Source organism: Hahella sp. KA22 (assembly GCF_004135205.1).
Lineage (GTDB): Bacteria > Pseudomonadota > Gammaproteobacteria > Pseudomonadales > Oleiphilaceae > Hahella.
In genome coordinates, this window is sequence record NZ_CP035490.1 from 4,674,881 (window position 1) to 4,685,787 (window position 10,907).

The 10,907-nt window shown below is 45.4% G+C and carries 10 protein-coding genes; 1 reads left to right on the forward strand and 9 read right to left on the reverse strand.

Features of this window, described 5'->3' with window-relative positions; translation table 11 throughout:
* Positions 1 to 13: 13 nt before the first annotated feature.
* The 8 genes from EUZ85_RS20550 to EUZ85_RS20585 all read right to left on the reverse strand — a co-directional run bounded on the left by EUZ85_RS20550 (position 14) and on the right by EUZ85_RS20585 (position 8,400).
* On the reverse strand, positions 14 to 925 hold the full coding sequence (locus EUZ85_RS20550) for a hypothetical protein (protein ID WP_127971457.1): 912 nt from the start codon (positions 923 to 925) through the stop codon (positions 14 to 16).
* A 128-nt stretch (positions 926 to 1,053) separates the two neighbouring features.
* Entirely contained in the window at positions 1,054 to 2,037 is a 984-nt protein-coding gene (locus EUZ85_RS20555; protein ID WP_127971459.1) for a glycosyltransferase, read from the reverse strand.
* Positions 2,022 to 2,888, reverse strand: coding sequence for a sulfotransferase (locus EUZ85_RS20560; protein WP_127971461.1), 867 nt, complete (start codon positions 2,886 to 2,888; stop codon positions 2,022 to 2,024). Before EUZ85_RS20560 ends, EUZ85_RS20555 begins: the two co-directional genes overlap by 16 nt.
* Position 2,889: 1 nt before the next feature.
* The gene (locus EUZ85_RS20565) at positions 2,890 to 3,744 is read right to left on the reverse strand and encodes a sulfotransferase (protein ID WP_127971463.1); all 855 of its coding nucleotides are present in this window, start codon (positions 3,742 to 3,744) and stop codon (positions 2,890 to 2,892) included.
* 6 nt (positions 3,745 to 3,750) lie between these two features.
* Positions 3,751 to 5,256: a lipopolysaccharide biosynthesis protein gene (locus EUZ85_RS20570; RefSeq protein WP_127971465.1), complete on the reverse strand. Its 1,506-nt coding sequence runs from the start codon at positions 5,254 to 5,256 to the stop codon at positions 3,751 to 3,753.
* A complete protein-coding gene (locus EUZ85_RS20575; protein WP_127971467.1) occupies positions 5,256 to 6,494 on the reverse strand; it encodes a glycosyltransferase family 4 protein in 1,239 nt (412 codons plus the stop codon). The genes EUZ85_RS20570 and EUZ85_RS20575 overlap by 1 nt, the downstream gene beginning before the upstream one ends.
* Complete coding sequence (locus EUZ85_RS20580) at positions 6,494 to 7,861, reverse strand: O-antigen ligase (RefSeq protein ID WP_127971469.1); 1,368 nt, start codon at positions 7,859 to 7,861, stop codon at positions 6,494 to 6,496. Before EUZ85_RS20580 ends, EUZ85_RS20575 begins: the two co-directional genes overlap by 1 nt.
* Positions 7,861 to 8,400: a hypothetical protein gene (locus EUZ85_RS20585; protein ID WP_127971471.1), complete on the reverse strand. Its 540-nt coding sequence runs from the start codon at positions 8,398 to 8,400 to the stop codon at positions 7,861 to 7,863. Before EUZ85_RS20585 ends, EUZ85_RS20580 begins: the two co-directional genes overlap by 1 nt.
* A 177-nt stretch (positions 8,401 to 8,577) precedes the next feature.
* Here EUZ85_RS20585 and EUZ85_RS20590 point away from each other — a divergent pair, with 177 nt between their 5' ends.
* The gene (locus EUZ85_RS20590) at positions 8,578 to 9,762 is read left to right on the forward strand and encodes an ATP-grasp domain-containing protein (protein WP_127971473.1); all 1,185 of its coding nucleotides are present in this window, start codon (positions 8,578 to 8,580) and stop codon (positions 9,760 to 9,762) included.
* A gap of 46 nt (positions 9,763 to 9,808) precedes the next feature.
* Here the strand turns inward: EUZ85_RS20590 and EUZ85_RS20595 are convergent, their stop codons facing one another.
* Positions 9,809 to 10,906 (reverse strand): glycosyltransferase family 4 protein, encoded by a 1,098-nt coding sequence (locus EUZ85_RS20595; protein WP_127971475.1) that lies wholly within the window; start codon positions 10,904 to 10,906, stop codon positions 9,809 to 9,811.
* Position 10,907 lies beyond the last annotated feature (1 nt).

A 10,907-nucleotide genomic window follows, 5' to 3' on the forward strand; every position in this document is an offset into this window, starting at 1 on the left:
TTGTCCTTACTGACTACTGAATGGTTGCTTCCACTCTACTGGGTGGTGATTTATAAAGGGCAGATGGATTTCCTTTTTCACCTATGTATAAGTTGCCATCTGCATCTCTATCTTGCGGCCTCAACTCGGCAGCATCGACAGAGCTTTTCATTACTATATTGTCAATATATAGAGACTGAGTTTTAGGCGCCTTGCCATTCCAGTACGTAAAGAAATACAGGGAATCAGCCCAATCGCCTGAGCTTGTTAAAGTTTGCACATCTTTCCCATCCCAAACAAGCTTGTTATCGATCCACAACTTAAAGTACGCCAAGCCGCCTTCACTTACTGGGACAGAGTCAAATCTCAGACTGATTTCGACCTTAAACCACTTGTTACGAGGCAATAACTCATCTTTCTGATCTTTTGTGCCAATATACTTCCAGCCTCGACCTGCAGCTCCTTCCTTGATAAACCTATATACGGAGCCATTAAATGACGGGTCGTCCATTATTTGAAAATCATTAAAGCCGCCAACGCCATCTGCAGCTGAGGCCCTAGTCCGAATTCGCAGAAACTTCAACGCCCCATTTCCCGCGGCGTAAAACTGAAAGTCATCTGGGACATACATGTGGAAAGAGGCCCAAAATGTGTCGCCTTTGTAGAGGTTTTTGCGGAAGTTCATGGCCCCGCCCCATACACCCCAACCCGTTTCACCTTCCTTAATCGTCATCATTACATGCTGGGGATCCGTACCATCCGCCAGAGGCCTGGGAAAAGCTGTCGAAAAGGTTGTACGTCCAGCAACTCCATCAAAGGTGTCAACAGTTTCGGCTTTGGCGCCTATCGCTCCGCTGTCGAAGGTAACCTCCCTCGAAAAATCCTCTGAAAAAGCGTTAAGACTAAGCGTCAACGCGCAAACGGCTGATAAAAATCTGATTTTCATATTTGCCCCCCAACAATAAATTCATAAGCAGTATACTTTCATTCCATTCCGGATACGGTTACAGAAGAGCCGTTTTCTTTTACGGTACGTATTTTTATCGACTTGGTCACAAGAGTGCTTCCAGGGCTTTAACAAAATCTTTCCAGGACAGTGAGTTGAACCTCTCTCTCCACGCGTTCGTTATCTCCAAGGCTATAGGCATAATTATAGCCCCTTTCCGCCAATTCCGCCCTCTTCTTCCCATCCTTCCACAGAGCGTCAATGGCGCGCCGCATTTCGATCCGATCTTCCGGAGAGACAACCATGGCAAGAGAATCATCCAGGATACCTACCGTCGAGGTTCCCCGGGTGATGATTACAGGCTTCTTAAATAGCATCGCCTCCAAACACACACTGATACCCGCTGGCTGAATGACGTCTTTTATAATAGGAATGACTACCATTTTGCAATTGGCCAAATAGTCATACCATTCTTTCCTAGGCAAAAAAGCATTTATCCAAGTGACATTTTCGGGAAGATTATCTTTGTCAATGCGCGCATTATGCTTTGTTATACTTTGCTCCGGCAGCAATATGGTTAAAGGATAACCAGAATCACTCACAGCCTCACATAGCGTATCAAAGTCTCGTTGTGATGCGCCGCAAGATAATATGTAATCCCCTTCATTAATTACAAAATCGTCATATATACTAAAGTTGTTTGCGTTAAAAGGAACATAAGTAATCTTGCTTTCAGATATCCTATAATATTTCAAATAACCTGATGTTTCTTTATGTACACAAATAATCAAGCTTGCGGACTTTAACAAAAGAGATTTCAACAATATCTTGACATTATCGCCTTTTCCTTTTGGGCGACTAAGTACAACATCAAAATAGACTATCTTCACTCGCCCCAGGGTCAATAACTTCGTAAGAAAAAAAATACAAAGCATTCGCAAGTTTGGCGTCCAGGCAAGTATTACATCATTGACATACGCCCTACGGATAAACCCTAGCAACTCACCAACCACTTGCAACCCCGTGTTAACAAAAGGTGCGAAAGTTACTTCTACCCCCTCCACTTTTGACTTTAGCTTGTTAACCGAAAGGATTCTCAACGGCTTAGCCATTGGGCCTCCTCTCGCAAGTATTCGTCTCGCACAGCTTTAAAATGCTCAATTTCACTTACCAACATCTCTTCCAGGATTTCTCGCGCGACTTTGGGCATAGAAATCCCTTCTCTATCCTCATTTGAGCGCTTGTGTAGTGTCTCCGGAATGTAGTCCTGGCTAATTCCCAGCAGACTACATACGTGCTTGAAAAATGCCTCAGGGGCAGCTTTTAAGTCTTCGTAAAACAAAAGACTGAAGCGATCGGGGAAACGCTCGTTCCAGCGGGGAATAATTTTCGAATATTCAGACCGTAAACGGACGGTATTAGATCCTATTCTCGCTCGAAGCCCCGCTATTTCCTCTTGGGTAATGTCCTCACCTGTCCAACGGTAATTCATTTTCACCCCGGACCAGGCGCGCTCAACAGGGTCTCGAATAATCAATAAAATTCTGCAGCGCTCTGACACTGTTGACTTCACGAGATCGACCCCTCTCTCATCCAGCGTAGAGTATGCGGGCGTCAACTCCCCTCTAATTTTGCCGTCTATACGGGGGAAAAGATTTCGATACCAAGATGAAGACTTCGCGCCGAAGTTATAACGTAGCAGCCATTTTAGGGTTTCCATATCTGGCCGCTGCTTGAGAAAACGCATACGCTCCAGAGGACTCCCCCAAGGATACCCCTCCTTATCCGCTAAAAGCGCATTCGGCTGCGCGAAATTAAAATAGTGCAGCTCTTTTATTACTGGCAACCAGACCTGGGGGTGGTGCGCCAACTGATCATAAAGCCAGGTAGTGCCGGCTTTTTGAGCTCCGATGCATATAAAATCAGGGCCTGCGAGAGTATCGGGCCGATTTGAGTTAGTCATCCTACAGATTCCACGTACTAAAATCTTTGCCAGTGAGGCGATGGAGTTCCACCACTTTCTCTTGAAAGACTGGCGTCAATAGCTTGTAAACTTCATCTATCTCTTCTTGAGTAAGCTTCTCGTTGCTTTGGGTTTCAGCTAACCTGACTCCCATGCGGCGAATGCTCTTCGGCACAATTGCTGATACGCCCCCCCAAACTCTCGAATGGCGGAACTTATTCAGCAACCCTAAGCCGCGTACCTTTCTGTATGTTTTCGGCGCTTTGTTGGAGTCGACCTGTTCGGTTAGCTCACAGTTAGCATCCACACCTAACCAGGTAAAAATTTCACTCATTACCTTATTTTGATCAGATACCAAGTCCTCAAATGTCAGTATGTATATTTTATCTTCCCCGAAAAGCTCGTAGTATGGGCGAAGTTGATATGCATAGTCAGAGTAGGCGATATAGGCAGGGTCTCCCTGAATGGCTTTCTTTATGCTGCGAGACTCGCCGTGCATATATAAGTCACGCACATTATGGTAGTAGTGACTTATAAGCCTCGCTATCGGCTGACGCATGACATATAGAATTTTAGCGCCGGGGTTGTAGGCATGCATTTTTTCTGGCACACCTGAATACGTGGGCAGCTTTGTATAATGCGTACTAGACTCTCCCACGTATTTCTTGTTTTCGCCAGGAGCCAGTAATTCGGCGTATTCCTCTTCAGTACGCCCACCCCATAGCTCCGGCACAAAGTAGCCTGGCTCCTTTTCCTCTGTCATGTGGATATCCGGATGCTTCGCCAGACAATCGTGTAAAGTAGTGGAGCCGGATTTCATTGCCCCTATGACAAACAAGTTTGCTTTCACACCCATAGTTAGCTACTTACCACGCTTCTTGATGATAGACAGATAGAACATTTTTAAATGCCCGAATGGAATAACTCCCAGCGCTATGGCCAGGACAGGATAAAGCAGAGACAAGGCGACTCTGATAGCAATCGCCCAGGCGCCAACTGGATCCATATCTGAGAATATCCAGTACTCGGAGATCAAATAAAAGGAAAGCGCAAGCGCAAGCGACACAATATGACTACGCCACTTAAGTTGCATGTCAAAGTGTCTTTTTGCGAAGTGATGAATTAACAAGAACCTGACTAAAAACGCCAGCACTGTTACCCATGCCGCGCCGTACATACCATATTTGGGAATGCTGACCCAGTAGCCCAGCACACAGAAAATCGCCGTCACGACAGAAATCCAGCCAAATCGCCCAGTCTTGCCTTCTGTAAAAAACCCTAGATTGCAATAGTTAGTCCAGGCCAAAAGCACGTAGGCTATCAAAACGATAGGGGCAATACTCGCTGCTCCCCAGTAGTTTTCATCGGACATAAACCGCAGCACTACTGGCAACCACAAAGCAATACCAAACGCCATATAAACCAGAATACCTGATACGACCCTGAAGACAGCATCAAACAAATAGTGGCTTTCCTGATCTTTGTAGATACGGTACTTCTCGGCATCCCACATATTCAGAAAAGGCGTCCACCCCAAGGCGAATAGCATAAAGCCAAATTTATACGCTAAAGAATAAATGCCAACAGAGTCCAAGTCTAAGAAAGCACTAATAAAATAGCGGTCCGAATATGTAATAAAGAACATACTCAAGGCTGCAATAATGATAGGGAAGCTGAAGCCTAACATGCTCTTCGCCGTTTCCCATTTGAATTCAGGCTTTAACTCTCCAACAACGCCAAGCGTCAAACCTAGCGCAGCTAAGGAGAAAGCAATAACAGAGGCGTAGACGGCCCCATACACACCCATCTCAAGGTATATAAGGAAGAATAAATTAAAAGATATCTGTAGTGTGAGACGCAGAACGGAATAGCCCAGGAACTTAAGCGCTTTCCCATTAGCCCTAAGGTAGGCAAATGGAATCTCCATCAAAGCGCCAAGCAGCATATTTAAAGAATATAGCTGCACCAGCGTCTTAAAATCCGAAGAGCCAAACAACAATTCGCTGATGGGGCCAGACAGGGATATTAACGTAAGCACCGCCAGCAAATGCATGCCGCAGGTCATACCTAATGCGCTACCAGTGACTTGATACTTCTCGTTATCGGTATTCGCTAACCCGTAGTACCTCAGGAAGGCTTGCCCAATTCTCGCGCCGAAAAAAATACCAGCCAAATCCACCAGCATTCCAAGCAGCTCAATAACACCGTACTCAGAAGGCAAAAGATACTGGGTATAAATAGGTAAAAGCAGGAAACTCGCTAAAGAGCGAATAATAGTGCCTAACCCATATATAGCTGTATTAGACACTAATACTTTTGTTTGCTTTACCGCTCCAGGATTAGTCACTTTTGACTGAGGCGCATTCATTACTCTGCCTCTCCTCCCTTTCCAACAATAAAGGAGTATTCCTCAGCCATCCGCAAAGCATAAGACTGGGGGTGAAAACGTTGATTAACTTTATGCCGGCCTTTTTCCGCAAAACTCTTTCTCAGCTCAGGACTTTCAATAAGAGTCATTATTCCCTTTGACAGCTCATCAGTAACTTTGGGGTTTATGACGTAACCATCCACCCCATCTTCCACCAACTCGGGAGCAGCGCCCAAATTTGACACGATTACAGGGCAACCGCTTGCCATAGCTTCAATTATTACCAGGCCAAAAGGTTCTGGGTCTATTGAGGCGTGAACAACTAAGTCAGAAATAGCATAGAAAGGCCTAACATCTTTTTGAAAGCCGGCCCATATGATATTTTCTTCGATACCAAGGACTTCAACCCTGTGCTTGATCTTTTCATTGTATGCTTTGCTGAAGCCTTCTGAGGCGTCACCTACAATTAAAAGCCTGACTTCAGGCCACTTCTCAGCGACTTTAGCGATCGCCTCAATAAGTTCAAGCTGCCCTTTCCAAGGGATAATTCGCCCAAATATTGAAACAACAAAATTATTATCAGACAACTTGAACTGGGACTTGACGCTTTGCTGCTGAGATTCGTCCATAGACCAGTCAAGAGCAGCAGGGTCAACTGGATTCTCAATGACTTTCAACCTGTCAGCAGGATATTTATTTTTAACGGCGGAATTGGAGACAAAACCAGATATCGCCAAGAACAGTTTGACGCTTGGCGAAAATAGTTTTTCAAGAAATGAGAGAGGGCTTTCTACAACACCATGAATGTGCCAAACACAAGGCTTTCTGGTCAGAGCTGCCGCCATAAGTACGTAGACACTATTATTAGCATGAACGACATCAATATCATTATCCCGAATAACTCTCATCAGCCTCGTTACATAAGACAGGTTCTTACAGGTCGAATACAACGACAGCGCATATATCAGAATTTTTCGAACCACTTTATTTCTAATACTGGAAATTTTGTGGCTAACTCGAAAATAATCCAGATAATTGAATGTAGGAGAGCAACTAATAACTTTTATATCACCCGCATCAATCCATTTCTCTGGATTTTCTTTAATTGCAGTGACCACCACTGGATGAAAATTGTCTGGTAATGACTTAGCCAAGCTAAGCAGTACAACTAGCGCACCGCCAAAGGATAAGCCCTGGTCAACCATAAGGACATTGCACTTCTTTTTCGAGTCCATCATCACAAAGCCTCACCCACAAGCTTAGACTCGCGCTCTTTAAGCTGCTGTTCCTTATAGGTTCTCTTAATTGAATTGTGCATACATACAACCAAAGCCAGATGTATCCACAAATAAGGATAATACAGTACAGTTACAAAGCTGGCGCTAATCAAAAAACCGATCATGGCGAAATCAAACCCGAACGCCAAAGAATGGTAGAGACGGTTTTCCATTTTTTTCGCCAGCTTACGAACCTTATAATCTGTCACAAAGCTGGCCAATATCAGAAGTACAAGAACCGTTATTCCAGCAAAACCCAACTCAGTTCCACACTGAACAAATATATTGTGGACCAACTTACTCCCCTTCACTTCAGACGAGAAATGTCTTGGGTGGTATGTCGTCCAAGCTTCATGCCCTACACCAAGAACCGGGTACTTTTTCATAGTCTCCCAGCCTTGCTCCCAACGCTCTATACGATGCAGTGAAGTTCTATCTTCACCGGAAGTTTCAAATCTTGCTTTAAACTCATCAGGAACAGATACAACAACAATCCATCCGACCAAACCAGCAACAATCGCTGTTTTAAAAAAGTGCTTAGTCTTAGCCAACGCAAGAACGCCAACACCAATAACCGCCACTAGAGCTCCTCTCGAAGAGGAGGCGATGACAGTTCCAATGGCCGTAAACGGGAAAAGACTAAAGAATATCTTCCAATATTTATTGATATATAAACTGATGCCTAATAAGAACGCGACAGAGAGAGGCGTAAATATCGCCATCTGAATACCGACCTCTCCTGAGTTTTGAAACCAGCCAGGTGCGCCTGTCACTCCCCAACTTGCAAATGCAAACCCGCGATTCATCCATGAAATAAATCCATGTTGGGACATTTTAAAAGAGTAAATAAGGAATGAGAGAAAGAAGATGTAAAATCGCTTTTCATTATTCACGATCGTTACAATCATGAAGTAAAACAAAAACCAGTCAAAAAAGGTCCATAATCGATTGAATGAGGCCCCGCTGTATTCGGAAGCGGCTGAAGATACCAACACCACCACCCCGTAGAGAACCATCAGCTTGTTTATCCCGTGCCCCGTATCCACTTTCTTTTTCTTTTCCACACAATGAAAAAGAAACGCCGACATAATAAAAAGGGGCACCCACGGCAATACATTGAGCCACAAATAAATCGATTGCGGCCTGACATATTCGAAAAATAGATACCCGCAGATACAAATAAAAGCGAACCCTTCCGCCCTTATTGTCTGATAGATAAACTTAATGTCCATAGAGTACAGCCGTTCCATATCACTGCGTGGAGGCTGTTCACTCGATTTCTTCTGCTTATTAGGACCAGGATAGTGGCCTAACTGGGGAAAGTTCATTACAAGCTTTTCTGCAATACTGAAAGCTTCGATTCAATGGTATCGAAGACTTTATTAAAAACTGAAATTTCCCTGCCATATGGATCCGGGATGGTAGGGTTTTGATTCGAGCCCACCATCCCCAGAATAAGAACATGAGACTCCGCATCGTCCTTTCGATATTTATCCAAGGCATGAACCATGTATGGCTCCATGACGACGAACAAATCGCCTTGGCGCATGCTCATGTCTTGAATGCGTGTACTGCGATGATCACTAAGGCTTACTCCCCTTTCAGCCGCCACCTCTTTGGCTGTCGCGTTAGCGGGCGTTCCTCCGTCAGTAGCAAGGCCGCAGCTCACAATCTCAGCCTGATTTTTTTGGAGCTTGTCCTTAAGAAAGGCCTCCGCATATACGCTACGGCACACATTCCCTTTGCAAACAAAAATCACTCTTTTTGGAGAGAATCCATGAGGAATATCGGAATATCGTCTATAAACCCCAAGGACCATAAAAAGATACTCTGATAGCAACTTCAGTAACTTTTTTAGCTTACCCAAAATGATTCACCTTAACATTGACGCCGGGTCGGACTTGCTCCACGAGCGCGATTATAGAGACTGCTGTAGGTTATTCAAACCACAGCAGACAACTTTTGACAGTTCAACACTTACCCAATTACTATCACCGGCATCTGAATCACTGCTACTTACCTTTCATCAAGCGACCAACCTACCATGACCAATACTCGCGCCTTGATACTCGACGCCAACCAACGCTCCGCTCTCGCCGCCACTCGTTCCTTGGGAAGCAAGGGCGTCTGGGTCATGACTGCAGACGAAAGTTCTGAAACTCTTGCTGGAGCTTCGCGATATTCAAGCGAAAGAGGCGTCTATGCCTCCCCTTACAGCAAGCCTTCAGCATTTTTCGAAGACATACTTAAAATCATCTCTGAACAACAAATCAACTTCCTACTCCCTGTGACAGAGGCCTCTACCTACGTCATCCTAGAAAACAGAGACAGGCTGCCAAAAGGCTTAATTCTGCCATTTTCCGAAGCTGAGTCGATAGAGCATTTGGCTAACAAAAACCGCCTGTTTCAGCTCGCGCAGTCTCTGGAGCTCCCTACTCCTCATACCTTATATATAGAAAGTATAGAGCAGGCGCAGGAAGCGATAGCGAACATTAGTGAATACCCAATTGTTTTAAAGCCATTCAAGTCGCGCATACTTACCGACGGAGAAATTATTAGCACCACCGTCATCATCGCTCACTCTCGCGAGGAGGCGGAGGAGGCCCTTAAAAGGCGTTATTTCCGCGAGTTTCCCTTCATGATTCAGTCTTATATTAAAGGTGAAGGCCAGGGGTTGTTTGCGCTTTACTCCCAAGGCGCGCCCCTTTGCCACTTCTCCCATCGAAGGCTGAGAGAAAAGCCGCCATCAGGGGGAGTAAGCGTACTTTGCGAGTCAAAAGAAGTGGATTCTCGCATGAAGGATATTTCGGACACCCTGCTCCATCATGCTAATTGGAATGGGGTAGCCATGGTGGAGTTCAAAGTCGCAGAAGATGGCACCCCCTACTTGATGGAGATAAACCCTCGATTCTGGGGCTCATTACAATTGGCGATTGACTCTGGAGTGGACTTCCCCTATCTCCTGCTAAATTCTTTTGGGGGCGGCGAAGTCACCCCTATCAGTTCATTCACCATAGGACAAAAAATGCGCTGGCTGCTTGGCGATCTGGACCGTTTATACCTTGTCTTGAAATCTCCAGCGCGACAGTATTCCCTCACTCAGAAACTGCTTGAATTACTTCGCTTCCTGCGACCCAACAGAAATACCAAACACGAAGTCAACCGACTCTCAGACTTCCGTCCTTTTATATTTGAGCTGAAAAAATACTTGCGGGATTTGCGCAACTAAAACATCGTAAGCCATCTGGCCCTTCGGGGCCTAGCGCTCCTTATGCTCAGACTGACAGCCGGTCGTACAGGGTCTCGTACTCACCAACCATATTGACCAAAGAAAACTTTTCCGTCGCTGACTGCTGCGCAGCTTGTCGCATTTTATTAACCAATTCCTCATCTCTGAGCTTTAATAAGGCCGTTTTAACAGCCTCTGGGTCTTTCACTGGGATCAACAATCCTGTTACACCATCCTCTAGAATTTCTTCTGGACCTCCACTGCGGGTCGCCACAACAGGAACGCCAGCCATCATTGCTTCGACTGTCGCAATGGAAAATCCTTCGCTCGTTGATGTTAAAAGGAAGATATCAGCCTGTCCCATTATGTCTTTGACATCCGAGCGAAAGCCTAAAAAGTGCAGATGAGGCACACCACCGTGGGAGTCTATCCGCTTTAGCAGCTCGTCATACAGGCTTTTCTTCTGGTGCCCCACGACAACAAAATGATATTCATGAGCCCCTTTCATTTTTGCGGCGGCATCCACTAAATACTCATAGCCTTTTGCGGGACGTATGTTGCCGACGGAGAGTACGACAATTGCGTCTTCGGGCAAACCTAGCTCACTCTTCAAGGTCACCCCTTTTCGCGAGAACTGATTGGGATCCACCCCGTTGTATATGAGCTTCAATTTACTAACTTCCAGCTCACCTCTGAGCTTTAGCTCCTCTTCCAACTTCTTGGATACGCATATAATAGAATCAGCCCCCAGACTAATAACCTTAAACTTCAGGTTTAATAGTCTTTCCTGCTTTGCTACATCCACCCCGCCATGAAATGTGGCGATCATTGGCTTACGCGTCAATATGGCGACAAGGGCACCATATACATTGGAGCCCATTAAATGCGCATGAATCACATCTATTTTGTTTGAACGAATGAATCGGACTAACGCCCAAGCATAACCCAGGTTGAAGCTCCCCTTGGAGTCGATGAATACAGGCTCGATACCGGACTCCCTGACTTGGTCAGCGACCCAGCCTTCACCTCGCAGAATGACATGATGTTGGTATTTGTCTTTGGATAGATTCCGTATCAGTTGAATAAATACAGTTTCCGCACCGCCTGGGCCAGTGGTGTCGATGATATGCAATACGTTCTTCATA

Bases quoted from the DNA above. Each gene is read 5' to 3' on its own strand.
- EUZ85_RS20560 (WP_127971461.1), bottom strand. From the start codon at position 2,888: ATGACTAACTCAAATCGGCCCGATACTCTCGCAGGCCCTGATTTTATA.
- EUZ85_RS20565 (WP_127971463.1), bottom strand. From the start codon at position 3,744: ATGGGTGTGAAAGCAAACTTGTTTGTCATAGGGGCAATGAAATCCGGC.
- EUZ85_RS20595 (WP_127971475.1), bottom strand. From the start codon at position 10,906: ATGAAGAACGTATTGCATATCATCGACACCACTGGCCCAGGCGGTGCG.
- EUZ85_RS20550 (WP_127971457.1), bottom strand. From the start codon at position 925: ATGAAAATCAGATTTTTATCAGCCGTTTGCGCGTTGACGCTTAGTCTT.
- EUZ85_RS20575 (WP_127971467.1), bottom strand. From the start codon at position 6,494: ATGATGGACTCGAAAAAGAAGTGCAATGTCCTTATGGTTGACCAGGGC.
- EUZ85_RS20590 (WP_127971473.1), top strand. From the start codon at position 8,578: ATGACCAATACTCGCGCCTTGATACTCGACGCCAACCAACGCTCCGCT.
- EUZ85_RS20555 (WP_127971459.1), bottom strand. From the start codon at position 2,037: ATGGCTAAGCCGTTGAGAATCCTTTCGGTTAACAAGCTAAAGTCAAAA.
- EUZ85_RS20580 (WP_127971469.1), bottom strand. From the start codon at position 7,861: ATGAACTTTCCCCAGTTAGGCCACTATCCTGGTCCTAATAAGCAGAAG.
- EUZ85_RS20570 (WP_127971465.1), bottom strand. From the start codon at position 5,256: ATGAATGCGCCTCAGTCAAAAGTGACTAATCCTGGAGCGGTAAAGCAA.